Here is a 25,621-nt window from a genome sequence, read left to right as displayed (position 1 = left end):
GCCCGCAACACAATGGTCGCCATACGATTCGACCGTCAATACAAGTGTCGCGTTTACTTCGTCCGCGCCGGTACGGGACACTCAGGGCACCTCGAGGCGCGAACGACCCGAACTGCATGCACGACCCGAACGACACGCACGACCCGAACGACACGCACGACACGAAGCGACACGCACGACACTCGAGACGCGAAGGAGCGCCGGCGCACGATGGCCAACTCACCGTCCAGGGAGACGCTCACCGAGCGGATCGTCCGAGTCCTGGAGACGTTCGACACGGACCGGACCGTGCAGACCGCCGCCGAGATCGGGCGCCGGGCCCGGCTGCCGTCCTCGACGGCGCACCGGATGGTGGCCGAACTGGTCGACTGCGGGCTGCTGGACCGGGACGAGGAGCAACGGGTCAGTCTGGGCATCCGGCTGTGGGAGCTGGCGCTGCGCGGATCCCGCACACTCCGACTGCGGCAGGCGGCGCTCCCCTTCATGGAACGCGTCCAGGCGCAACTGCGGCAACACACGCAACTCGCGGTGCTCGAGAACGACGAGACGCTCTTCGTCGAGCGGCTGTCCCATCCCCAGGCCGGCGCGAACGTCACCCGGATCGCGGGGCGGCTGCCCCTGCATGCCTCGTCGTCCGGACTGGTGCTGCTCGCCCATGGCCCCGAGGACCTGCGCGAACGGATTCTCGCCGGCCCACTCGAAGCGGTGTCGCCCGAGACGGTGACCGACCCCGGCCGACTGCGGCGCCTGCTGGCCGGCATCCACCGTGACGGCTTCGTCGTGGCCCCGGGGACGGTCGAGTCCGTCTCCACCGGGGTGGCCGTACCGGTCCGCGAGGGCCGCGGCGAGGTGATCGCCGCGCTGTCCGTCGTTCTGCCGCGCTCCACGCCCACCGGCCGGACGGTGGAACACCTCCGCGCGGCGGCGGCCGGGATCTCGGCACAGATCGCGGCACACGAGGCACGGCCGTGACGATCGGCGGAAGCCGCCCCCGGAACAACGCTTCCCATTGAATGAGAAAGACCGTCGTCAAGGCCGTCGGCCGCCGCCAGACTGCTGGCCATCCCCACAGGCCGACTTCCCCACAGGCCACTTACCCACAGGCCGACTTCCCCGCCGGGCGTCGAAGGAGACGACATGTCCATACGCACCCGCGTCGCCATCATCGGTGCAGGCCCCGCCGGTCTGCTGCTGTCCCACCTGCTCGACCGGCAGGGCATCGAGTCGGTCGTCATCGACTCCCGCAGCCGGGAGGAGATCGAGAACACCATCAGGGCCGGGATCCTGGAGCAGGGCACCGTCGAGGTCTTGGACTCGACCGGGGCGTCGGAGCGCGTGCGTACGGTCGGACAGCGCCATGAAGGCATCGAGCTGCGTTTCGACGGGGAGGGCCACCGCATCGACTTCGCCGCCACCGTCGGCCGGGCCGTGTGGCTCTACCCCCAGCACGAGGTGCTCAGAGACCTGGTCGCCGCCCGCCTGGGCGCCGGCCAGGACCTGCGCTTCCAGGTGAGTGCCGAACGCGTGGAGGACGCCGGGACCGACCGGCCCCGGATCATCGCCCGGGACGCCGACGGCGAGCGCGTCGAGATCGAGGCCGATGTCGTGGTCGGCGCGGACGGCTCGCGCAGCGTCGCCCGCGAGGCCGTCACCGGCACGCACGGCGGCTACTACCGGGAGTACCCCTTCGCCTGGTTCGGCATCCTGTGCGAGGCACCGCCCAGCGCCGAGGAACTCATCTACAGCAACTCCTCCGACGGCTTCGCGCTGATCAGCCAGCGCAGCCCGGACGTCCAGCGCATGTACTTCCAGTGCGACCCGGACACGGACACGGAGGCGTACTCGGAGGCACAGCTCTGGGACATCCTCCAATCCCGCGTGCCCGGAACCACGTTGAAGGAAGGCCGTATCTTCCAGCGGGACGTGCTGCGCTTCCGCAGCTTCGTCGCCCACGAGATGCGCCGCGGCCGGGTGGTGATCGTCGGCGACGCCGCCCACACCGTGCCGCCCACCGGGGCCAAGGGCATGAACCTCGCCGTGGCGGACGTCGTCCTGCTCACCGACGCTCTGCGCGCGCTCCTCCTCGACCGAGACGAGACCCTGCTCGACACCTTCTCCGACACGGCCCGCAAACGTATCTGGAAGGCCCAGCACTTCTCCTGGTGGATGACGAACATGCTGCACCTCCAGCCGGAGACCAGTGACTTCGACCGCCTCCGGCAGATCGGCGAACTCCGCACCCTCGCCGAATCCCGGGCGGGCCACACCTACTTGGCCGAGGCCTACACCGGCTGGCCCCTCGACGCATGAGCACCGCCGCGTGACCGGCACGCCTGCGCCGCTCACCGTCGACGGCGTCTCGACGCTCGGGCACGGCGTCGAACCGGGCCCGGGTAGCCGACGAAGGACAGAGAGCCGCGCGGTCCTCGGTGCGGCACAGATAGCCTGCGCTGATGGAGCGGATGCAGCGCGCCGCCGGCGCGGTCGTCGGGTCAGCGGTGGGTGACGCCCTCGGTGCCCCCTTCGAGTTCGGTCCGCCGGGAGCCTTTTCCGCGCGGTTTCCCGTGCCTGGCGCCGGTGGAGAGATGTGCGGAGGGGGTGGCTGGGACCCCGGCGAGGCCACCGACGACACCCAGATGGCGGTCCTGGTCGCCGAGTCGCTGCTGGAGCGGGGCGGACTGGATCTGCCGGACATCTTCGCCCGCTTCCAGCGGTGGGCAACATCTGCACCGAAGGACATCGGTCTGCAGACCGAAGACGTCCTGACAGGCGGCATGCCCTGGGACCTCGCCGCCGCGATCCACTTCCAGGTCAATGAACGAGCGGCGGGCAACGGCTCCTTGATGCGGGCGTCGACCTCCGCGGTCCACTTCGCGGCCGCCGGCCAGGAAGCCACCATGAACGCGGCCCGCCGTATCGCGGCCCTCACCCACGGCGACCGCGCGGCCTGGGAAGGCACCGCGATCTTCCACGAACTCATCCGCGTCACGCTCGACGACACCGACACCGACACCGACACCGACACCTACACCGACCCCGTCACCGCGCTCCCGGACATCCTGGCTCTGGTCCACCCCGACCACCGCGACCGCTACGCCACCGTCCTCGCGCCCGACTGGCACCCCGATCTGGCGACCGAGTTCAACGGTGCGGTCTGGCCCTGTCTGGGCTCCGCCGTCTGGGCCCTGCGCACCACCAGCAGCTTCGAGGACGCGATACGCGCGGCGATCGACGTCGGCGGGGACACGGACACCGTCGCCGCGGTGACCGGAGGCCTCGCGGGGGCGTATTACGGACTGGACGCAATCCCCGTCCACTGGACCCAGCCACTCCATGTTCCCCTCCCCGGATCCGATGGCCGGGTACTGAGCCTGACGGACCTGCTCCACCTCGCACACCGCCTCCTGGAGGCAGGCGGCGCGTGAGTCCTGCGTGGCGGCTCACATGGATGGTGAACCGGTGGGGTCCGATTGCCTGCCGTCCGCGTCGGTGAGCCTCCGCGACCGGGCCGACCGGGCCGACCGGGCCAACCGGGCCAACCGGGCCAACCGGGCGAGCAGGCGAGCAAGGAGGGGGACTTGTGCCGGGGCCGGCCCGCCAGGAGTCCGCCACAGGGCCCGCGGCGATACACCGTAGGGTCCGTCCCATGGACCGACCCGACATCGCCCCGGACCGCCTGACGGGCACCTGGCACATCGTGTGCTCCTCCTTCCCGTTGTGGCAGAGCGGGAGGCGCACGGACGCCACCTTCACCTACGAGCCGCTGACGAGGCACGGAAACGGGACGGACACGGGCCCGCCGCGGATGACCGACGACGTCGCCTACCGCACCCGGGGCGGGCGGACCCGCCACATCCGCGGCGTCGACACCCGCCTCACCACGCACCCGGGGTCCGTCTACCGCTGGCGCGGACGCGGGCTGCTGGCGGCGCTGTCGAGTCAGTGGGAGGTGCGCGAGGTGGGCGCAGGCGACGCCTGGGCGGTGATCGTCTTCAGCAAGTCCCTCGTGACACCGGCCGGGGCGGACGTCGTCGTGCGCGCCGACCATCTCGACGACTCCGAAGTGATCGCACAGGCCTTGGCGGCCGGGACGCGCCACGAGGCTCCGCCTGTACCGCGCTGGCGTTCCGTGTAGTTCGTGCTCACCCGCACCCGTACCCGCCCACAGCCGCTGAGCGCCAACCCTGGGGGAGGGGCAGGGTGACCGCGCCATTCGCTACCCCCCGGATGGCGCGGTCCGCCCGCCTCGACCACGAGCGCCGGCCGGCGGGAGGGCGGCGGGCGCTCCGGGAGCGGGTGGACCACCCCAGTGTCGGCGCTGGAGGCGATCCACAGTCGAAAGCTACCCGAACCAGCGCCGGGCATCCTGCCCCACCTTGCGAACCGGGCATGGGTGCGGTACCGCGGCATAGCTCATTTCTGGACAAGCCCAATATTTCACCCACCTTCCAGCCGTGACGAGCGCGCCGCCCGGCGGGTGTGGCGTGGGTCACTATTGACCCCAAGATCGGCCCGCGCCTAATATCGGCGAAATGAACCACTGCGGGGGTGGTCAGGAACGCACAATATCCTTCGACTATTCCTCCGTGTATACGTGGGGCAACTTTATGGAGTGCTGATAGGGCGGCGATTCTCCGAAGGTCGGGCGAGGCGCCACCGTGCCGGTGAAGGATCGTCCCGGAACTCTCAGTAATTCTCCGTGCGTTCGCGCATGGATTCCCTAAGTGCGGGCTGGCCAGGTAATGCCGCCCTCGGCTTGGCTTATGGTTTCACTCGGCCGTCCCTGCTATGCGCGATGATGCGCGTATATTCCGATCGACAGCGGAACTGTTCTCAAGCGGAACTGTCGGGCATGCTCGTGCATCACTGCATCGGCCATCCTCCCCCTGGTGATGCAGCATTCCTTTTTCGCCGCGTTCTTTTCTCGCGAAGGGTAATCAGTGCCTTCCCCCACCACGGTCACCCATCACTCCGGCAAAGACATATCCCCTGCGCCTCTGTCATTGGCGCAGGAGAGGCTCTGGGTCACGGCGCGCATGGACGGAGAGGCCAGTGCCGCGTACAACGAGCCGATGCCCTTCGACATCCACGGGCCGCTGGACCGGGACCTGCTGATCCGGGCGCTGCACCTGCTGGCGGCCCGCCACGAGGCGCTGCGTACCCGACTGGTGCCCTCCGGTGGCTCCGCGCTTCTGGTCGTCGATCCGCCGGAGACCGGATTCCCGGTGACCTTCGAGGATCTGACGGCGCTTCCGGACGCTGCCGAACGTTTCGCGCGGACGAGGCGGAAGGTGGAAGGCACCCCGTTCCGTCTGGGTGAGGAGCCCATGGTCCGCGGCTGCCTGGTGGCACTCGAACCGGACCACCACGTGCTGCTTCTGACGGCGCACCACATCATCTTCGACGGCTGGTCCCGCTCTTTGCTGCTGCGGGAGCTCGGCCTGATGTACACCGCGCTCCAGCAGGGCCAGGATGTGTCGCTGCCCGATCTGACCTGGCAGTACAGCGATTACGCCCGCTGGCAGTGGGACTGGATGTCGGGGGACGAGCCAGCGGCGCACGCCGACTACTGGGCCGCGACGCTGGCCGATGCCCCGGCCGTGTTGTCCCTGCCCACCGACCGGCCTCGGCCGCCCGAGCAGGTCTTCGACGGAGACCGCGTGCCCGTGTCCGTGGACGAGGAGCTGACGCGGGCCCTTCGCAAGCTCGCCGCTGACAACGATGTCTCCCTGTACGCGACCGTTCTGACCGGCTGGTCGGTGCTGTTGTCCCTGCTCTCCGGCCAGGACGACATCGTGGTCGGCGCCCCGACCTCGAACCGTCGGCGCGGAGACGTCGAGGGTCTGATCGGCTTCTTCGTCAACACGCTCGCCCTGCGCGCGGACCTCTCCGGGGCGCCGAGCGTCGGCGACGCCCTGAAGCGGGTGAACCAGCGGATCCGCGACGCCCTCCACCACGTGGACCTGCCTTTCGAGCGGGTCGTCGAAGTGGTCAACCCGCCGCGCAGCCCTGCCTACACGGCGCTGTTCCAGACCTTGTTCGCCTGGGTCCCCTCCATGCGCAAGGAACTGGAACTCCCGGACCTGAAGGTCGAGCTGCGGGAGGACGCGGCCCACGTCCCCGCGAAGTTCGACATGGTCCTCGCGCTGGCCGACGAGGGCCGGCACCTCACCGGGGAAATCGACTACGCGGTGGCGCTGTTCGACCGGACGACCGTCGAACGGTACGTGCGCCAACTGCTCCGCGTGCTGCGCCTGATGACCGAACGGCCCGAAGCGGAAATAACCGACTTCACCTTGCTGGACGAGGACGAACAGCGGGAACTCCTCACGGCCTTCAGCACCGGGCCCGGCGCGGACCTGCCGGACCCACCGGCATCAGCGGGCCTGCTGGAGCGGTTCGCGGAACAGGTGCGCACACGGCCGACGCAGCCCGCCGTGGTGGCCGGGGACACGGAACTGGACTACGCCACCCTTGACCGCCGCGCCAACCGGCTCGCCGACGCGCTGATCGCCCGCGGCGCCGGACCCGACCGCGTGGTGGGCCTGCACGCCGGACGCACGGCCCAACTCGTCGTCGGCGTACTCGGCATCCTCAAGGCGGGGGCCGCCTATCTGCCGCTCGACCCCGGACAGCCCCCGGAGCGGCTCACGGCCATGGTCGACGACGCCGCACCGGTACTCGTACTGACCGACCAGGCCGAGGCCGCGACCGGCGACCGGGAGCTGTGGCGGAACCTGGCGGCGACGGAGGCCGAGGGAACGCGCGACGAAGCACCGCCCGTCGACACGGACCCCACGCGGCTCGCCTACGTCATCTATACGTCCGGATCGACCGGCCGGCCCAAGGGCGTAGCGGTGACGCACGGCAGCGTCGTCAACCTCTTCGACCACTGGCGCGACCTCATGGGAGACGCCCCCGGCGAGGCGTCATCGGCCTGGTCGAGCATCGGCTTCGACGCCTCGGTACACGAACTCCTCGTCCCGCTGACCACCGGAGCGGTGCTCCACATGGTCCCCGACGCACTCCGGGGCGACCCCTCGTTGCTCGTGGACTGGCTGCGCGAACACGAGGTCACCCAGGCGTTCCTGCCCCCGTCCTACATCCTGTGGATCGACGAGGATCCGGCCGCGCGACTGGCCGGGCTGCGCCTGCGCCAGCTCCTCACCGGCGTCGAGTCCCTGCCCGAGGCCGCCCTGCACCGCATCCGCGAAGTGCTGCCCGGCCTGCGCATCTGCTTCGGCTACGGCCCGACCGAGGCGACGCTCTACTCCACCGCCTACACCGACCCGCAGCCCTACGACCGGCCGTGCCCCATCGGACGGCCCCTGCGCCGCACCCGCCTGTACCTGCTCGACGATCGTATGCGGCCGGTACCGGTGGGAGTCACCGGCGAGGTGTACCTCGGTGGAGCGAGCCTGGCCCGTGGATACCTGAACCGCCCCGACCTCACCGACGAGCGTTTCGTACCCGACCCGTTCGTCCCCGGCGCACGCGTCTACCGCACCGGCGACCTGGCGCGCTGGCTGCCGGACGGAAACGCCGAGTACGTCGGCCGCGGCGACGACCAGCTCAAGCTGCGCGGCTTCCGCATCGAACCGGGCGAGGTCGAGGCAGCGCTGCTGTCGGTGCCAGGGGTGCGGGAAGCGGTGGTGCTCGCCGACCGCGACACACCAGGAGGCCCGCACCTGGTCGCCGGTGTGGGACGTGACGCCGAGACGACGTGGACACCGCACGCATGGCGCGCCGCTCTCCAGGACCGCCTGCCCGACTACATGATCCCCGTCGTGGTGGCCGAGTTCCCCCGGCTGCCGTTGAACCGCAGCGGAAAGGTGGACCGGACCGCGGTGCTGCGCGCCGTCGCGGGAAGCCGCACGGAGCGGGTCAACACCTCCACGCCCCGCGATCAGGTCGAAATGGCGCTGTACCAGATCTGGCGGCAGGTGCTGCTCCACCCGGACGTGGGGATCGACGACAACTTCTTCGATCTCGGCGGCACTTCGATCTCCGCGATCAAGATGGCGTCCGCCGTCCAGGAAGAACTCGGCGTGGCCCTGCCGGTCCGGGACGTCATGCTGCACCCCACCATCGAGACGCTCGCCGAGCGGGTACGCGTCCGTGTGAGCGAGGCGTCTCAGCCCGCGGAGCACAGCAGCCTGGTGGAGTTCCGCGCGGGCGACGGCCGGCGGCGCGTGGTGTGCGTGCACCCCGCCGGAGGCACCGCGTTCTGCTACCTGCCCCTGGCCACGGAGCTGCCCGCCGACGTCGGCGTGGTGGGGCTCCAGGCGCCGGGCATCAACCCCGGCGAGTCCACCCTGCCGGACATCCAGGCGATGGCCGAGGAGTATCTGCGGCTCGTCGCTCCCCGCCCCGACGAGGCACTGGTGCTCACCGGGCTCTCCTACGGCGGTCTGGTCGCCTACGAGATGGGCCGCCACCTGGTGGCCGCCGGACACGAAAAGGTCAGCGTGGTCCTGCTCGACACCCACGGCGCCGAGGACGCGGAGCAGCGCGCCCAGATCGCCCCGGTCGGCATGGACGAGTTCCGGGAGAAGCTGGTGCGCTTCAACGGCATGTACCCGGGCATCGACGACGACCAGGTGGCCCGGTACCTGAACGTCTACAACCACCACCGCGAGACGACACGCCACTACGTCGTACCCGAGTCCTCGGCCCGTGTCGTGCTGATGCAGGCGACCGCCGTGGAGGGTGAGTCGGAGGGGGAGGACAGCGAGGGCGCGGCAGCCGGGCAGCGTGCGTTCTGGCGCAGCCGCGTCAGCGGTCGCTTCGAGGTCGAGCCGGTGGCCTGCGGCCACTGGGACATGTTGGAGAGCGACGCACTGCCGCGTGTGGCCGCCGTCCTCACCGCCGAACTGGACCCGGCGGCGACCGAGCAGGACGAGGCAGTTACGGGGCGCAAGATCCTTTCTGGCACGTCGGAGGCATGATGGAACCGCACTTCTCAACCTCTGCCGCCGGTGTGCCCGAGAACCCGGAAACACCGGCCGGGCTCGCCCAGCAGATCCACCGTCAGGCGCTGCGCTCACCGCGGGCGGACGCGGTCGTCGACGGCGACGTACGGCTGGACTACGCGACGGTGAACGCCGCGGCCACGGCCGTGGCCGGAACACTGGCGCGCGAGGGCGTGACGCGAGGACAGGCCGTCGCGGTGGCGCTGCCCCGCTCGTGGCGGCTGGTCTGCGTGATGCTGGGCATTCTGCGGCTGGGCGCCACCGTGGTGCCGCTGGACACCCAGAGCCCCGCCGAACGCCGCCGCTTCATCCTGGCCGACTCCGGCGCGACGGCTCTGGTGCACGCCGCGCCCGAGAGCGCCAGCGCGCTTCCTCAGGAGGTGCGGGCACTCTTCGTGGACACCTTGCTGCCCGGCCTCCCAGACGCCTCGGCGGCCGTCCTGCCCGGCCTTCCGGACACCCCGGCCGCCGTGCAGGCGCCGCCCACCGCCGGCGACGTGTCCTTCCTCTTCTACACCTCCGGAACCACCGGACAGCCCAAGGGAGTCGAGGTCCGCGACGCCGGGATCGCGCGGCTGGCCGACCCCGGCTACCTCGATGTCGAGCCCGGCCGGCGCTACGCCTGGATGGCCAACCCGGCGTTCGACGCGCTGAGCTTCGAGGTGTGGGTCCCTCTGCTGTCCGGCGGATGCAGCGTGGTCCTGTCCGACGAGGACGCGCAGACCCCCGAGCGGCTCGCCGCGGCACTGCGGCGCGAGCGGGTGGACAGCATGTTCGTCACCGCCGCGCTCTTCAACGCGGTGGTCACGGCCGTACCGGACTGCTTCGCCTCGGTCGGCCAGGTCCTGGTGGGCGGTGAGCAGCTCAACGCCAAGGTGATGCGCCAGTGGTACCGGGACAACCCCGACAGCGCCACCCGCCTGTTCAACGCGTACGGGCCGACGGAGTCCGCCACCTTCGCCCTGAGCCATCCGATCCCGCGGGACTTCGACGGTGACGTGGTGCCCATCGGCCGGCCCCTGCCGCGGACCGGTGCCGTCCTGGTCCCGCAGGGCCAGGAGCGGGTCGCCGCACCGGGCGAGGTCGCCGAACTCCTCCTGAGCGGCGCCGGACTCGCGGTCGGCTACCGCAACCTCCCCGAGGAGACCGAGCGGCGTTTCGTGCGCCTCGCCTGGCTCGACGGCGGCAGGGAGCGGTACTACCGCACCGGTGACCTCGTCCGAGCCGACGACGAGGGCCTGGTGGAGTACGTCGGCCGGGCCGACCGCCAGGTCAAGGTCCGCGGTTTCCGGATCGAACCCGGTGAGGTGGAGCGGCACATCGCCGCGCACCCGGCGGTCCGGCAGACCTACGTGTGCACGCGCCGCGCGGGCGAGGACGGGCCGAACGAACTGCTGGCGTTCGTCGCCCTGCGACAGGAGCCGACCCAACAAGAGCTGACCTACGAGGAGTTCGACAGCTACCTCACGGCCCGCCTGCCCGTCTACATGCGCCCGCACCGGATCCATCTCGTCGGGGAACTGCCGCTCAACGCCAACGGCAAGGTCGACCAGGCCGCGCTGCACGAGCGGGCCGGCAGGCCCTGGCAGCCGGCCGCCTCCGAGGGTCCGGCCGCCACACGAGCGGAGCGCGAGGTCCTGGAGCTGGCCGAGGAGATCCTGGGGGTCACCGGCCTCCGGCTCGGCGACCGGTGGATCGCCAACGGCGGCGACTCGTTGAAGGCCCTGCGGTTCCGCTTCGCCGTCCGGCAGCGCTGGGGCCGCGACCTGGCACAGGCGGCCGTCCTCCACGGCGACCTGGCCACGATCGCCAGGGCCGTCACCACGACCGGCCCCGGCGAGGAGAGCCCCTACCCGGACGTCGTGGTCGCCGGTGCCTCCTCGGCGCCCGCCACGAGCGAGCAGCAGCGGTTGTGGCTGCTGCAGCGTCGCGCGCCGGGCTCCCTGGCGTACTCCGTGGGCCAGGCCTTCCGCGTGGACGGGCCCGTCGACACCGCTGCCCTCCGGCGGGCGCTGCGGGCCCTGGTGGCACGTCACGCGGCGCTGCGCACGAGCTTCGACGCCGGGCCGCTCGGGCTCCTGCAGACGGTCGGCGAGCCGTACGATCCCTGGCACGAGCCGGGCACACAGCGGGCCTGGGACGAGGATGAGGCACACGCGTTCGCCGACGCCTTCTTCGCCGAGCCCTTCGACCTCGCCGTCCCCCGCATGTTCCGGGCCTCCTGGCTGCCCCGTGCCGGTGGCGGCACACTGCTGCTGCACCTGCACCACATCGCCGTCGACGGCTGGTCGCTGACGAACCTGCTGCGGGATCTGTCCGCCGAGTACGCCGGAGCCGGAGCCGGAGCCGCCGACGCCGAGGCAGACGCCGACGCCGCGACCGGTCGGCACCAGCGACCCGTACCCGTACCCGTACCCGTACCCGTACCCGTACCCGACCCGCTCGACTTCGCCGCCTGGCAGAGCGCCTGGTTCTCGACCGCGGCCTACCAGGCACAGCGCGACGAACTCCTGGCGTTCTACCGCGCCGTGGAGGAGCCTCAGGAACCGCTGTCCGCCCTGGACGCCGACCCGGCGCCGCGGGCGCGGCTGCTGCACACGACGCTCGACGTCGTCCACCGGGCCGGGGTGGACCAGCTCTGCGCCGAGCTGGGACTGACCCGCTTCCAGGTGCTGCTCGGCCTGTTCTCCTGGAGCCTGTACGGCGTGACCGGCCTGCTCCGGCCGCGGATCGCCGGCCCCGTCGCCAACCGGCCCGTGGGCGAGTTCGAGGACAGCGTGGGCATGATGGCCAACACCGTGCTGCTGCCCGTGACCGTCGCACCCGACGAGGACCTGCGCGCACACCTCGCCCGCACCGGGGCCGGCACGCGAGAGGTACTGCGACATGAGGATGTGTCGCTGGCGGACGTGCTGACCGGCTGGGAGGCAGCCGGAGACGGCACCCCGTTCGACTTCCTGTTCGTCCTGGAGAACACCGACTTCGAAGGGCTGCGGCTGCCCGGCTGCGTCCAGCGCCCCCTGTGGTGGGCCGCGTCGGAGGCCAAGTGCCCCATGACGGTCTCCGTGGTCGAGCATCCCGACGGACTCGACCTGCTGTGGGAGTACGCGGAGGACCGGTTCACCGGCGAGGCCGTCGAGGCGATGGCCCAGTTGCTGCGGCGGGCGGTGGCCGCGCTTGCCTCCGGCGGCTCCTCCACCGTGCGGGAACTGGTCGCCCCTTACCGGCGCTCCCTGCCGGAGCACGGGCGCGGACCCGCCCCGGAACCGGGGTTCACCACGATCGCCGAAGGCTTCGCCCAGCAGACCGCCCGCACCCCGGACGCCCCCGCCGTCGTCACGGCCGACGGAAGCACCCTGAGCTACGCGGCGCTCGACTCCCTCGCCGCGGACCTCGCCGATGAACTGGCCGACCGCTACGCGATCCCGGCCGACGGCAGCCCGTGCCGGGCGGCCCTGTACGTGGAACCGTCCGCCGAACACGTGGTGGCCCTGCTGGCGCTGGCCCGGCTGAACGTCACCGCCGTCCCCCTCGACCCCTCCTACCCGGCCGCTGCGCTGCGCCGCGTCCTGGAACGGGTCGACCCGCTGTGCGTCCTGGTCACGCAGGACGGCCTGCCGACGCTCGACACGCTGCTCCAGGACGGCGTGGAACGCCACCTCGTCGCGCTGACGGACCCGGCGACCCACCAGGGCGACGCCACGGACCACACGAGTGCGCCGTCGGCCGCCGCCCGGAAGTGGCGCGCGCACGAGGGCGCCCGACCGCTGTACACCCTGTTCACCTCCGGCTCCACCGGCGTTCCCAAGGGCGTCCAGATCTCCGACCGCACGCTGTGCGACCTCATCCGGTGGCAGTCGGGGCCCGGCGGGCTGACCGCCCCGGCGGCCACTCAGCAGTACTCGATGCTGGCGTTCGACGTGTCCTTCCAGGAGATCTTCGGGACCCTGTGCACCGGCGGCAGCCTCCGGCTCGTCCGCCCGGAGTGGCGGCAGGACGCCCCCGCGCTGCTGGAGCGGCTGGAGTTCACCGGCGCCGAGCGCATCTTCATGCCGTACGTGGCCCTGCAGTTGCTCGCCGAGTACGGGGTCCGCCTGGGCCGGTACCCCTCGCGGCTGCGTGAGGTGGTCACCGCGGGCGAGCAACTGGTGTGCACCGACACCATCCGCCGCTGGTTCGCCGGACTGCCCGGCGCCCGCCTGTTCAACCACTACGGGCCGACCGAAACGCACGTGGTCAGTGCCCTGTGCCTGGAGGGCGATCCCGCTGGGTGGCCGGAGCGGCCCGCCATCGGACGCCCGGTGGCCGGCGCCGACCTGCGCGTGGTGGACGCCCAGGGCGATCCGGTTCCGCCGCTGTGCACCGGCGAGCTGCTGATCGGCGGCACCATGACCAGCCGCTGCTACCTGGACGAACCCGACTCCGACGGCGGACGCTTCGTCGAGGTGCCCGGCGCGGGCCTGTTCTACCGCAGCGGCGACCGGGCGTGGTTCGACCGCGACGGCCTGCTGCACTACGCGGGCCGCGACGACCAGCAGATCAAACTGAGCGGCCACCGGCTGGAACTCGGCTCCGTCGAGGCCGCCCTGCTGCGCCATCCGGATGTGGCGGGCGCCGTCGTCGTACGGGACGGCGACCGGCTGACGGCCTGCCTGGAGATCCGCGACGCGTCCCTGTCCGCCGACGCCCTGACCGCGCATCTGTCGGCGGCGCTGCCCGCCTACGTCCGCGTGGACCGCTTCCGCAGCCTGCAAAAGCTGCCGCGTACCCCCAGCGGCAAGCTCGACCGGCAGGCCGCGCTGCGGGCACCGGGCGAGGAGATGTCCCGTTCGGCAGCCGCCCGCACCGGCCTCTCCGCCGAGGAGGAACGGCTCACCGCCGCCTTCGAGGAGGTCACCGGCGCGACCATCGGACCGGACCAGACCTTCTTCGAGGCAGGCGCCTCCAGCCTCACCCTCATGCGCTTCCACCTGCGCTGCACCACGGAACTCGGCCTGCGCTTCAACGTCGCGGACCTGTTCGAGCACGTCACCGTCCGCTCCCTGGCCCGCCACCTCTCCGGCACCCCCGCGCCCGCCCCCGCGGCCGAGAGGACCGGCGGGACCTCGCGGCCCGGCGAACCGATCGCGGTCGTCGGCATGGCGGTGCGCGTGCCCGGCGCGCCGGACCTGGCCGCGTTCTGGGACCTGGTGGTCTCGGGCGGCACCGGCATCCGCCGTATCGACGCCCCGGAGGGTGTCATCGGGGCGCACAGCACGCTCGACGGGATGCTCGACTTCGACCCGGGCCACTTCGGGATCAGCCCGCAGGACGCCCGCCTGATGGACCCCCAGCAGCGGCACCTCCTGATGGCCTGCGTCCAGGCGCTGGCCCACGCCGGAGTCGCGGACACCTCGGCCGCGCGTGTGGGCCTGGTGGCCGGTGCGGGGGAGAACACCTACTTCCAGAGCATGCTGCGCGAGGCGGACCCCGCCCGGCTGCCCGACGGCTTCCAGCTCGCCCTGCACCACGAGAAGGACTTCCTGGCCACCAAGGCCGCCTACCACCTCGGGCTGACCGGCCCCGCCTTCAGCGCCCAGACGGCGTGCTCCAGTTCCCTGGTCGCCGTGCACCTCGCGGCCGGCCTGCTGCGGCAGGGCGAGGCCGACGTGATGCTCGCCGCGGGCGTGCTCATCGACCCCGGGCTGACCGGCGGCTACCGCTACCGCCCGCAGCACATCTTCTCCGCGGACGGCGACTGCCGTCCCTTCAGCGACGACGCGACCGGAACGGTCGGCGCGAGCGGAGTCGGCGTCGTGGTCCTCAAACCGCTGCGGCAGGCAGAGCGCGACGGGGACACCGTCTACGGGGTCGTCACCGGCTCCGCGATCAACAACGACGGTACGGCGAAGATGAGTTACACCGCGCCGTCCCTTGCCGGGCAGCGCGAGGTGATCCGGACCGCCCTGGCCCGCGCCGGACGCACGGGTGCCGACCTCGGCTACGTGGAGGCACACGGAACCGGCACCCGCCTCGGCGACCCCATCGAAGTCGGGGCGCTGCGCCAGGCGTTCGACGTGAGCGAGTCCGGCCGCTGCGCGCTCGGCTCCGTCAAGAGCCAGCTCGGCCACCTCGGCGCGGCCGCCGGTGTGGTGGGCCTCGTACGCGCCACCCTCGCCGTGCACCACGGAATCGTCCCGCCCACGATCAACTTCCGTGTCTTCAACCCGGAGATCGGCCCCGACCCCACCCCGTTCCACGTCCCGGGACAAGCCACGCCCTGGCCGACGGAGCGTGAACGGGTGGCCGCGGTCAGCAGTTTCGGGATCGGCGGCACCAACGCGCATGTCATCGTCGAACAGCACACCGGGGCCGACACCACGGCGGCCACCGCGCCCGACTCCGTGCCGCGCTGTCTGGTGCTGTCCGCGTCCAGCACGGAGGCGCTCGCCGCCGACGCCACCCGCATCGCCGACTACCTGAGCCTGCGGCCCGAGCGCCTGGAGTCCGTGCTGCGCCATCTGCAGACCGGACGCGCCGCTCGTCGCCTGCGGTGCGCGGCGCCCGTCGAGGACGCCGCCACCGCCGTGGAGTGGCTGCGCGCGGTGCCCGCGGGGAAGGTCCCGCACGGTATCGCGGACCCGGACGCCGCGCCGGTCCCCGCCCCTGGCCGCACGGCGCACGACCTCGCCGAGCACTGGACCGCCGGAACCCCTGTCGACTGGCGGGCGGCGCCCGCCCCGGCGCCCTGGGACTTCCCGCCCCCGTCCTTCGCGCTCGCGGAATACGACATCGACCGCACGCCCGGGAAGCGCACGCCCGGCAACCGCACGCCCGGCAACCGCACGCCCGGGAACCGCACGCCCGGGAACCGCACGCCGGAAGACGGCACGCCCGAAGCCGCAGCCGGAGGGCCCCAGCGGCTTCCCGAGGCCGACTGGCTGCATCAGCCGCACTGGGTCCGGCTGCGCCGCGCCGCAATGGCGAACACCCCCGCGCCCGCGACGACGGGCACCCCCGCGCCCGTCACCCGCGCGTCCGCGGTGATCGTCGTGGCCGGCGAGACCACGCCGCGGGAAGTGTGCGCGCCCTTCGAGGCCGTCGCGTCGCGCGTCGTACTGGTGCGCGCGTCCAGCACCTTCGCCCGCCGCGGACCCGACCTCTTCGACGCCGACCCGGCCGACCCGGACTCCCTGCGCCTGCTGTTTGACGCGCTGTCCGACGGCGGCACCGGCGACACCTGGGACCTCGCCGACGCGGAATGGGTGCACACGCTGCCCCTGGAGGTGACGGGACCCGTCGGCCCCCGGAGCCTGGACCACGCCCGCCGCGCCTGTCTGGACACGACGGCGGCCCTGGCCCAGGCACTGTCCGGGCGGACCGGCACCCCGCGCGTGTGGTGGCTGTCGTACGGCGCCCGGCCCGTGGCCGGAACGGTGGACAGGCCCGAACTGGCCCTCCTCGCCGGGCCGGTCGAGGTCGCCCCGCAGGAGTCCGCCCTGACCGGCCACTGGCTGGACCTCCCCGACGGCGACCTCACCGGCTGGGCCGGACACGTGGCCGCGATCGTCGGCGAAGCACGCCGCACGGAACAGTCCGGCGGCCCGGCTCTGCCCCGGCAGGTCGCGCTGCGGCAGGGCTACTGGTGGCGTCCGGGCACCGTCCCCGTAGCTGCGCCGGCCGACCCGCGCGTCCTGCCCGTACCGTCCGACGAGGACACCGTCCATCTGATACTCGGCGGCACGGGCGGCATAGGCCGCGCCATCGCCGCATGGCTGCTGGAACACACCGCCGGCCGGGTCCTGCTGCTGTCGAGAAACCCGCGGCTGCCCGCCGAACTGGCCCCCTGGGCGGACCGCGTCGGCCTCGTCACGGCCGACCTGGCCGTCCAGCCCGTGCACGACGTGGTGGCGGCCGTCGCCGCGCACACCCCGCGCCTGGACGGAATCGTCCACGCGGCGGGCCTCGGCTTCGGAGGACTGCTCGTACGCCGCGACGCCACGGCGATGCGCGACGCCGCCGCGGCCCGGGACCTGGGTGCCCTCGTCGTGGAGCACCTGATCGAGCGCTTCCGGCCGGAACTCGCGGTCTACTGCTCCTCGATGTCCGCCCTCCTCGGTGGTGTGGGCCAGAGCGACTACGCGGCAGGCGCGAGCCTGCTCGACGGCTTCGCCCACCACCGCGCCACACAGATGGAGACGACGGTCCGCCTCGGCATCGACTGGGACATCTGGCGCGAGACCGGAATGGCGACCCAGGTCGCGAACCCCGACCGTCGCCATCAGGCGCATCTGGAGGTCGGCCTGACGGTCGAGGAAGGCAAAGCGGTCTTCGGCCGGGCCCTGGCCCTGCAACTGCCGCAACTCCTCGTCTCCACCACCGACCTCGACCTCTCCCGCTCCTTCTACGCCCCCGTCGACGCCGGCCGGGCGGAACAGCTCCCCGCACCGTCCGGGCCGGCACACCGCGCGGAGGAGGCGGCCGCTCAGGACGAGGACGGCGCCGCGGAGCGAGCGCGCGCCATGACCCGCGTGATCCAGGACCTGTTGGGCGTGGACCGACTGGACCCGGAGGACTCCCTGTACGACCTCGGCGCCGACTCGCTGATGATGCTCAGCCTGATCGTGCAGATCGAGGACGACTTCGGCGTCGAGTTCGACCTGGGCACCTTCAGCCACCGGGTCAGCCTCTCCGAAATTCTCAAACACCTCGACGCGGCCCTCACACCCGCCGAGAACGAGACCGGGGCCGGAGCGGACGCCGCAGAGAGCACCGACTCACCGGTGGCGCTCGAGATCTGGCAGGAAGGGACCGGACCGGACGTCCTGTGCCTGATACACCCCGTGGGCGGAGACATCCAGGCCTACCGGTCCCTGGCGGCAGCGCTCGGGCCCGTACCGACCGTGTGCCTCATCGCCGATCCGGCGCTGCGCGACAGCACGCTGCCCGCGTGGTCACTGACCGAACGCGCCCACCACTACGACGCGGCACTCCGCGCCCGCTTCGGCGGCCCCGGCCATCGCATCCACCTGGCGGGATGGTCGTACGGAGCCAGGGTCGCCATGGAGATGGCCTCCGTCGCCGAGTCCGTCGGCCGGCGGGTGGAGACGCTTCACCTCCTTGACCCGCCACCGCCGCGGGCGGACGTGCTGGTCGCCGCCTACGACGAGACCCATCTGGAGAAGGTGTTCGCCGCCGAACTCGGCACCACGGCCTCACCGGTGTCGGCCGAACACGCGCAGGCGTACGCCGACAGACTGGCCCGCTGCTGCCGGGCCAACCTGCGCAGCCTGGGCGAGCACCAGGTCCGGCCGCTCGCCGCCGTCCCCACGTACCTGTGGCTGGCCGAACTGCCCACGACCGGTATGCCCGCGCCTGGCGACCCGGAGGAGACGGACCGGCAGTGGAGCGCCTGCCTGCCCTCCTCCGCCGTACGGCGCACGCTGCCCACCGACCACTACGGCATCGTCGCCGCACCCCATGTGAACGCGGTGGCCGGGACCATCACCGCGATGCTGGCCGGCCCGGCGGACGGCGCCACGCCCCGCAGCGAGCAGACACCGGAGCGCGGCCGGTGAACCTTCACCAGCCCCTGTCCGTACGGTCGTTCCGGCGTCCCGCGGCCACCGAGCCGGGCCCACCGGGTGGCGAGACCCCCGACACCCCCGCTCTCGGCCGCACCACCCTCGCCGACCCGCTCGACCGAGGCCTGTAACCCCACCCCATTCCGGAGGATGTCATGGAGTCATACGAGCGCGAAGCACTGGAAGCGGTGACCACACGGCCCGTGCACCCCTACCGCACGCTCACGGTCGAACGGATCACCCCCGTGCTGGGCGCGGAGATCGGCGGCGTCGACCTGTCGAAGGAGATCTCCGCCGAGCAACTGGACGAGATACGCACCGCGTTCCGCGACCATCACGTCCTCGTCTTCCGCGACCAGACGATCACCGCGGAGGACCACAAGCGCTTCGCCGGGGCCTTCGGCGAGCTGCGCCCCGTCAGCCCGCCGCCGCCCGAGGGCGACCCCTACATCCTGGAGATCCGCACGACGTCGGCCGCGGTGAACGTGGCGGGCAACGGCTGGCACGCCGACGGCACCGCCGACGCCGAACCGTCCCTGGGGTCGATGCTCTACATCACCGAGATCCCCGAGCCGGGCTGCGGCGGCGACACGCTCTTCGCCAGCATGCACCTGGCCTACGACATGCTCTCGCCCGCCCTGCGCTCCCTGCTCGACCCGCTCACCGCCATCCACGACGGCGCCCAGGCCCTGGCGGGCTACACCCCGCCCGCCGACTACGTCATCCCCAAGAGCGAGCACCCGCTCGTGGCCCGCCACCCCGAGACCGACCGCAAGCTGCTCTACGTCAACAAGGCCTACACCAGCCGCATCCCGCAGCTGTCGGCCGACGAGAGCCGGGCGCTGCTCGACATGCTCTTCGACATGATCGCCCGCAGGCCGGTCCTGCACTGCCGCGTCCGCTGGACGCCGGGCACGCTCGTCTTCTGGGACAACCGCTGCGTGCAGCACCACGCGACATACGACTACTACCCCTACGCCCGCTACGGCCAGCGCGTCGCCATCAACGGCGGCCCCGTCAAGGCCTGACAGCACCACCCAGAACGGGAGTCGTGCACGGCCCGCAGGGGCCGTGCACGAGAGGTTCCCTCGTGGCCGTGGCTGCGAGGGGCTGTGTCAGTGACGCGAGGCTCAGGCCCGCCCGTCGCCCCGTCCAGAAATTGCTACGGGCACTCGCCGGCCCCGTACGCCTGGAAACGGTCCGCCGCCTGGCGACAGCGGTGGCCTTGCGCTGGTGTCCCGGTGCGAAGGCCACCGCTGCCCGACATCACAGTTGACCGGTGAAGACCGGGTAGCGCTCCACTTTCAGCAGGTAGTTCTGAATGCCGAAGTCCACCCCGCTCGGGCGCCTCACCTGGACCTTCACGGTGGCGTCACGGCGGGCGGTGTCGTCCTCGTACGAGAAGGCCCGCGTCACGTTGAGGCTGCGCCACTCGCCCGGCATGGCGGCGAAGGAACGGTGGTTGTCGCTCTGCGGGTGGCCCTTCTGGCCGCCGAAGAGGATGTCGAACGCGCAACTCCCGGTCCAGCTGTCCTGCTTGAGCAGGATCTCGGCGGTGAAGGTGGCCAGGAACAGCGCCCCGTAGCTGGGGGTGCCCTTGCCGACCTCGGCCGGAATGACCATGCCCGGCACGTCTGTCCACTGGCCTTCCACCGCTGCTGTCCAGCGTTCGTCGCTCCACACCACCGCGGCTCGTGGAAGGAGCACACCGGACGACTGCACTGCGTCTTTCGTCACGTCAGCCATACTGATCTCCTCGGTGAGAAGAAGGCGTGCGCACTCTCGCTTCCAGTGGACCGAACCGCCCTGTGCCGAGCCAGCCGCAAACCGGCCGCCTCCGCGCCGCGGCCATGGCCGGCCCGATCCGGAATCCCACATGTCACAGGAATGTCCGGCGCTTCACCCCGCGTGTGGTGAGGCATGAGGTGAGCCAGGCCGAGCACGAGCGCGGGTGTCTTTCATTGGTACGTGCCGACGGCCGGGCAGGGTGCCGGATGGCGGGTTCGCCTCGTCGTGAGAGGGCCGGTCGGGGGAAGACGTTCCTCATGGCGGATGAGATGTACCGTGCGGCGGTGCGGGCCCGGTTGGCGGAGTCGTGTGGCCTGGCCCGGGAGCTGGAGCGGACGACGCGTGCGGCGGTGGGGAAGCTGCGGCGCCAGTTGGAGGAGAACTACGAGCTCAGGCGTGAACAGGCACACTTGCTGGAGGGGCGCGCCCGTCGGCGGCAAGGGGGAGGGGCGGACGGTGAGCGCCGCGAGTAGTCCCCGCTGCGACGGTATCGGCAGGGAGAAGTGGTGAGGTGAGCCGCAGCGAGCGCGTCGCCCGTCGCACCGTCGGCCCCGGCCTGCCCGGATCCCGTCTGCTCGGCGCTGGGGAGGTGGAGCCGGCCCAGGCTCTCGCGGACGCGGCCACCGTCGGCCTGCCGCACGCCCGGGTGTACAGGGCCCGCCTCCGTTCGCGGGTCGCCGGCCCCTGGCCTCTGCTCAGTCTGGTGGGGCGGCCGGGTCGATGATCCGATACCCCACGCCGGGTGTGGTGGCGATGACCGGGGGTGCGCCGAGTTTGCGGCGCAGGCGGCTGATGGTCACGGTGACGGTGTTGGTGAACGGGTCGGCGTGTTCGTCCCAGACCTGTTCGAGGAGGTTCTCCGTGCTGAGGAAGGCGGGGCTCGCGTTCAGGAGGGCTTCGAGTACCGCGAATTCCTTGACGGAGAGATCGAGCCGGTGGCCGTCGCGGCTGGCGGTGCGGCGCAGCGGGTCGAGTTCGATGCCCGCCGTGCTCAGGGTGCGGGACCGGGCGGTGGGACGGCGGCGGGCCAGGGCCCGGATGCGCAGGATGAGTTCGGGAAAGTGGAAAGGCTTGGCGAGGTAGTCGTCGGCGCCCAGGGTCAGGCCGCTGACGCGGTCGCCGGGCGAGTCGGCGGCGGTCAGCATGAGGATCATCACGCGGCCGTCCCGCTCGGTGATCATTTGGCAGAGGGCGTCGCCGTGAATGCCCGGCAGGTCGCGGTCGAGCACGACGACGTCGTACGCGGTGACGTCCAGCTTGGCCGCGGCGGCGAGCCCGTCGTGGGCCACGTCCACCGCCATGCCCTGGTCGCGCAGTCCCTCGGCGATGACTTCGGCGAGGGGACGGGCGTCCTCGACCACCAGGACTCTCACCGCGCCATGCCCCTCTCCGTGTGGGGAGCTCCCGCCATCTCCCTGCCGTCCGTACGGGGAAGGGTGACGGTGACGCGCAGGCCGCCGCCGGGGCGGGCGCGCAGGTCCAGGGTGCCATGGTGGGCCTGGGTGATGGCCGCGACGATGGAGAGGCCGAGGCCGCTACCCCGGCCCGTGCCGGTCCGGTCGGCGCCAAGGCGGCGGAAGGGCTGCGCGAGCTCCGCCACCCGCCGCTGGTCGAGGACCGGTCCGCTGGACTCGACCACGAGGGACACCGCGCCTGCGCCGTCTCCTTCGGCCCCTGCCGCGGCACTGATCCAGCCTCCGGGCTCGTTGTGCGCGATCGCGTTGTCGACCACGTTGTCGACCGCGCGGCGCAGCAGCGTCTGGCTGCCCCACACCCACGCGGAGCCGTCGATCCGTTTTTCACGCACGGTCAGGCCTTTGGCCGCGATGTCCTCCGCCCGTCCGGTCAGGGCGGTCAGTGCGAGATGGCCGAGGCTGAGGCGCTCCGAGTCGGTGAACTCGCCGCGCTGGCTGCGGGCCAGGACGAGGAAACTCTCCAACAACCGGTCCACCTGGTCGAGTTCGGCGCGTATCCGGGCGGCCAGCCTGGCCGTGGTCTCGGGCACCGGGCCCGGCTTGGCGAGGGCCACGTCCAGAGAGGCCCGCATCGTGGTGAGCGGGGTGCGCAGTTCGTGGGAGGCGTTGGCGACGAAGAGCCGCTGGGCGTCGAAGGAGCCCTCCAGGCGGCCGAGGAGGGCGTCGATGGTGTCGGCGAGGTCCTTCACCTCGTCGCCGGGGCCGCCGACGGCCAGGCGTTCGTGCAGGCTGTCCGCGGTGATCCGGCGGGTGGCCGCTGTCATCACGCGCAGAGGGCGCAGCACCCGGCCGGCGACGAACCAGCCGAGGCCGACCGAGATCACCGCCATGACGGCGAGGGCGATGGCGGAGCCGAGCAGGATCTGCCGGGACTGGGTGTCGTGCGCCTGGGCCAGTTGCTGCTCCAAGTCGTGGATGCGGCCCTGGGCCTGTGCCGCCGTGGCTCGCTGATCGGCGCCGCCACCCGGGGCGGTGCGGCTGGAGCGCGATCCGCCGGATGCCACCAGGGCCGCGATGGCGAGCAGCGCCGTTCCCGACAGCAGGAACAGCGTCACGTACAAGGCGGTGAAGCGGGTGCGGGCAGTGCCACGGCGCAGCCCGAGCCGGGCGGTCAGGCCCGCGAGCCGTCGGGGCGGACTCCATCTCATCCGCGTGTTCCCCTCTCGCCACCGCACCAGGACACGTACCTCACCAGGACACGTACCGCACCAGGACACGTACCGGGCCAGGCTAGGCCGAGGCGCCTAACAGCGAGATGACAGGGGCCGTTCGGCCGCTGTAACGCGCTCCGTCGCAGGGTGGCGCCCATGAGCGAAGAGAGTACGACGGCGACGATCGAGGTCATCGGTCTGCGTAAACGCTTCGGGCCACAGCTGGCTCTGGACGGGATGACGTTCACCGTGCGGCCCGGACGGGTGACCGGCTTCGTCGGCCCGAACGGCGCGGGCAAGTCCACCACCATGCGCGTGATCCTGGGCCTCGCCGCAGCTGAGGGAGAGGCCCTGGTCGGCGGGGTGCCGTACCGCACCCTGCGTCGCCCTCTCCGCCATCTGGGGGCCCTGCTCGACGCCTCCGCGCTGCAGCCGGGCCGCACCGCCCGTAACCACCTGCTGTGGCTGGCCCACTCCCAGGGCGTGCCGACCCGGCGGGTGGACGAGGTCATCGATCAGGCCGGCCTGGGCACGGCGGCCCGGCGCAAGGCCGGCGGCTTCTCGCTGGGTATGTGCCAGCGCCTGGGGATCGCGGCGGCGGTGCTCGGTGACCCGCCGGTGGTCATGCTGGACGAGCCGTTCAACGGCCTCGACCCCGACGGCATCGTGTGGATGCGCGGCTTCCTGGCGGAGCTGGCCCAGCAGGGCCGCGCCGTCCTGGTCTCCAGCCATCTGATGAGCGAACTCGAAGGCACCGCGGACCATCTCGTGGTGATCGGTCGCGGCCGGGTCGTCGCGGACACCAGCGTGTCCGGCCTGCTCGCCGAGGCGTCCGCCGGCCGGGTCACCCTGCGTACCTCCGCGCCCCCGCGCGCCGCCCAGGTCCTGCACGGCGCGGGCGCCACCGTTCTCGCCACCGGCCCCGACACCCTCGACGTCACGGGCCTGCCCGACGAGGAGATCGTGGCCCTGCTCGCCCGGAACGGGGTGCCGTTCTCCCAGGTGTCCGCGCACCGGGCGACGCTCGAAGAGGCGTACATGGAGCTCACCCGGGACGCGGTGGAGTACCGGGGCGTCCCGGTGGGGGAGGCCACACGATGACCGCCACCCTTACCCCTCGCCCCCCGGCCACAAGGCGCGCGGAGCGGGTCGGGTTCCTCAGGACGCTGCACGCCGAGTGGACGAAGTTCCGTACGGTACGCGGCTGGGTTCTCGCCATGGTGGGGGCGCTCCTGGTGACGGTCGTGACCGGACTGCTCGGCACGGCCGCCCCCGCCCCCGGCGGTCGCGGCGCCGACTCCGCCTCGTACCCCAGGGGCCCGGGCGGCGAGGCCGTCAATGACAGCTTCTACTTCGTCCACGGGACGCTCACCGGCGACGGCGCCCTCACCGTTCCCCTGTGGTCCCTGACCGGTACGGCCGACACCGGGATCGGCAAGACGGTCCAGGGCGCCCAGCCCTGGGCGAAGGCAGGAATCATCGTGAAGGAGAGCCTCACCCAGGGATCCCCGTACGCGGCGGTCATGGCCACCGGCGGTCACGGCGTGCGCATGCAGTACGCCTACACGCACGACATGGCGGGCCCTTCCGGCAAGGTCATCCAGGAGTCCCCGCGCTGGCTGCGGCTGGTCCGCGCCGGTGACAGCCTCACCGGTCACGCCTCTACCGACGGCTCCCACTGGACCAAGGTCGGCTCCGCGAAGCTGCCCGGGCTTGCGCGCACCGTGCAGGCCGGGCTCTTCGCCACGTCACCGGAGGCCAAGCAGGACACCGCGGCGGGCACGGGCTTCAGCCCCGCCGTGGCCATCGGGACCTTCGGGCGCCCCGGCCTCACCGGTGGCTGGTCCCGGAGGGCGTGGAGCGGCACCCAGGTGGGCGGCGACGCGGGCACCTCCGGCAGCTACACGAGCACCACGAAGGGCGGCTTCTCGCAGACCGGCGGCGGGTTCACCGTGACCGGGGCCGGTGACATCGCGCCGGTCGTCGGCGGGCCCGTCATGGGCGTCGGCTTCTCCGTCGAGAACTTCCTCGTCGGCACCTTCGCCGGGCTGATCGTGGTGATCGCCGTGAGCGCGGTGTTCATCACCGGCGAGTATCGGCGTGGTCTGCTGCGTACGACCGTAGCGGCAACTCCTCTGCGAGGAAGGGTGCTTGGGGCGAAGGCAGTGATTGCTGGGGGCGTCGCGTGCGCCATCGGCCTGGTGGCCGCCGCGATCACCGTTCCTCTCGGGGAACGCAGTGCGCGTGGCAGGGGCTTCCATGTCTTCCCCGTCACGTCGGCGACCGAAGCGCGCGTCATGGTCGGAACCGGCCTGCTCTGCGCGGCCGCGGCCGTCCTCGCTCTAGGCGTCGGTGCCCTGCTGCGGCGCAGCGGCACTGCGGTCGCCCTGGTCATCGCGTCGATGGTGCTGCCCTTCCTGCTTGCCACCTCCGGCGTACTGCCCCCGGGCGCCTCGGAGTGGCTGTTGCGGGTGACCCCGGCTGCGGGCTTCGCCATCCAGCAGACCCTGCCGCGGTACGCGCAGGTGCTCAGCGTGTACGAACCGTCGACCGGTTACTACCCGCTGGAGCCCTGGGCCGGCCTCGCCGTGCTGTGCGGATACGCCGCGCTCGCCTTCGGTCTGGCCGTGGTGCGGCTGCGGGGGAGGGACGTATGAGTCTCTCCCGCGGTG

At 72.0% G+C, this 25,621-nt stretch carries 14 protein-coding genes; 11 read left to right on the top strand and 3 right to left on the bottom strand.

Annotated features, from left to right (window positions below; translation table 11 throughout):
* Positions 1-210 precede the first annotated feature (210 nt).
* The 8 genes from C1N81_RS06240 to C1N81_RS06205 all read left to right on the top strand — a co-directional run bounded on the left by C1N81_RS06240 (position 211) and on the right by C1N81_RS06205 (position 19,563).
* Positions 211-972, top strand: coding sequence for an IclR family transcriptional regulator (locus C1N81_RS06240; RefSeq protein WP_394427604.1), 762 nt, complete (start codon positions 211-213; stop codon positions 970-972).
* 165 nt (positions 973-1,137) lie between these two features.
* A complete protein-coding gene (locus tag C1N81_RS06235; RefSeq protein ID WP_394427602.1) occupies positions 1,138-2,310 on the top strand; it encodes a 4-hydroxybenzoate 3-monooxygenase in 1,173 nt (390 codons plus the stop codon).
* A gap of 143 nt (positions 2,311-2,453) precedes the next feature.
* Positions 2,454-3,425 carry an ADP-ribosylglycohydrolase family protein gene (locus C1N81_RS06230; RefSeq protein ID WP_394427600.1) on the top strand — a complete coding sequence of 324 codons (972 nt, stop codon included), beginning with the start codon at positions 2,454-2,456 and terminating at the stop codon, positions 3,423-3,425.
* 221 nt (positions 3,426-3,646) lie between these two features.
* Positions 3,647-4,135 (top strand): hypothetical protein, encoded by a 489-nt coding sequence (locus tag C1N81_RS06225; RefSeq protein WP_394427598.1) that lies wholly within the window; start codon positions 3,647-3,649, stop codon positions 4,133-4,135.
* Positions 4,136-4,940: 805 nt separating this feature from the next.
* Positions 4,941-8,948: a non-ribosomal peptide synthetase gene (locus tag C1N81_RS06220; protein WP_394427597.1), complete on the top strand. Its 4,008-nt coding sequence runs from the start codon at positions 4,941-4,943 to the stop codon at positions 8,946-8,948.
* The gene (locus C1N81_RS06215) at positions 8,945-18,529 is read left to right on the top strand and encodes an amino acid adenylation domain-containing protein (RefSeq protein ID WP_394427596.1); all 9,585 of its coding nucleotides are present in this window, start codon (positions 8,945-8,947) and stop codon (positions 18,527-18,529) included. Before C1N81_RS06220 ends, C1N81_RS06215 begins: the two co-directional genes overlap by 4 nt.
* Positions 18,526-18,666 carry a hypothetical protein gene (locus C1N81_RS06210; RefSeq protein WP_394427594.1) on the top strand — a complete coding sequence of 47 codons (141 nt, stop codon included), beginning with the start codon at positions 18,526-18,528 and terminating at the stop codon, positions 18,664-18,666. Before C1N81_RS06215 ends, C1N81_RS06210 begins: the two co-directional genes overlap by 4 nt.
* Before the next feature lie 24 nt (positions 18,667-18,690).
* Complete coding sequence (locus C1N81_RS06205; RefSeq protein ID WP_394427592.1) at positions 18,691-19,563, top strand: TauD/TfdA dioxygenase family protein; 873 nt, start codon at positions 18,691-18,693, stop codon at positions 19,561-19,563.
* A gap of 238 nt (positions 19,564-19,801) precedes the next feature.
* Here the strand turns inward: C1N81_RS06205 and C1N81_RS06200 are convergent, their stop codons facing one another.
* Positions 19,802-20,272, bottom strand: coding sequence for a hypothetical protein (locus tag C1N81_RS06200; RefSeq protein ID WP_394427591.1), 471 nt, complete (start codon positions 20,270-20,272; stop codon positions 19,802-19,804).
* Positions 20,273-20,580: 308 nt separating this feature from the next.
* Between C1N81_RS06200 and C1N81_RS06195 the strand changes: the two genes are divergently transcribed.
* Positions 20,581-20,796, top strand: coding sequence for a hypothetical protein (locus tag C1N81_RS06195; RefSeq protein ID WP_394427590.1), 216 nt, complete (start codon positions 20,581-20,583; stop codon positions 20,794-20,796).
* A gap of 222 nt (positions 20,797-21,018) precedes the next feature.
* Here C1N81_RS06195 and C1N81_RS06190 read toward each other — a convergent pair whose 3' ends face one another.
* Positions 21,019-21,696, bottom strand: coding sequence for a response regulator transcription factor (locus C1N81_RS06190; protein ID WP_394427589.1), 678 nt, complete (start codon positions 21,694-21,696; stop codon positions 21,019-21,021).
* Complete coding sequence (locus C1N81_RS06185; RefSeq protein WP_394427588.1) at positions 21,693-22,946, bottom strand: sensor histidine kinase; 1,254 nt, start codon at positions 22,944-22,946, stop codon at positions 21,693-21,695. Before C1N81_RS06185 ends, C1N81_RS06190 begins: the two co-directional genes overlap by 4 nt.
* Before the next feature lie 159 nt (positions 22,947-23,105).
* Between C1N81_RS06185 and C1N81_RS06180 the strand changes: the two genes are divergently transcribed.
* Positions 23,106-24,050 carry an ABC transporter ATP-binding protein gene (locus C1N81_RS06180; protein ID WP_394427587.1) on the top strand — a complete coding sequence of 315 codons (945 nt, stop codon included), beginning with the start codon at positions 23,106-23,108 and terminating at the stop codon, positions 24,048-24,050.
* Entirely contained in the window at positions 24,047-25,606 is a 1,560-nt protein-coding gene (locus C1N81_RS06175) for a DUF1349 domain-containing protein (protein WP_394427586.1), read from the top strand. The genes C1N81_RS06180 and C1N81_RS06175 overlap by 4 nt, the downstream gene beginning before the upstream one ends.
* Positions 25,607-25,621: the final 15 nt, after the last annotated feature.

The sequence above is a fragment of the Streptomyces sp. SGAir0957 genome (assembly GCF_043523415.1).
Note: the sequence above shows the minus strand (reverse complement) of the source record. Positions and strands in the feature narration are given on the sequence as shown.

Coding starts and splice junctions, on each gene's coding strand:
- C1N81_RS06240 (WP_394427604.1), top strand. CDS start 211: ATGGCCAACTCACCGTCCAGGGAGACGCTCACCGAGCGGATCGTCCGA.
- C1N81_RS06235 (WP_394427602.1), top strand. CDS start 1,138: ATGTCCATACGCACCCGCGTCGCCATCATCGGTGCAGGCCCCGCCGGT.
- C1N81_RS06230 (WP_394427600.1), top strand. CDS start 2,454: ATGGAGCGGATGCAGCGCGCCGCCGGCGCGGTCGTCGGGTCAGCGGTG.
- C1N81_RS06225 (WP_394427598.1), top strand. CDS start 3,647: ATGGACCGACCCGACATCGCCCCGGACCGCCTGACGGGCACCTGGCAC.
- C1N81_RS06215 (WP_394427596.1), top strand. CDS start 8,945: ATGATGGAACCGCACTTCTCAACCTCTGCCGCCGGTGTGCCCGAGAAC.
- C1N81_RS06205 (WP_394427592.1), top strand. CDS start 18,691: ATGGAGTCATACGAGCGCGAAGCACTGGAAGCGGTGACCACACGGCCC.
- C1N81_RS06195 (WP_394427590.1), top strand. CDS start 20,581: ATGGCGGATGAGATGTACCGTGCGGCGGTGCGGGCCCGGTTGGCGGAG.
- C1N81_RS06185 (WP_394427588.1), bottom strand. CDS start 22,946: ATGAGATGGAGTCCGCCCCGACGGCTCGCGGGCCTGACCGCCCGGCTC.
- C1N81_RS06180 (WP_394427587.1), top strand. CDS start 23,106: ATGAGCGAAGAGAGTACGACGGCGACGATCGAGGTCATCGGTCTGCGT.
- C1N81_RS06175 (WP_394427586.1), top strand. CDS start 24,047: ATGACCGCCACCCTTACCCCTCGCCCCCCGGCCACAAGGCGCGCGGAG.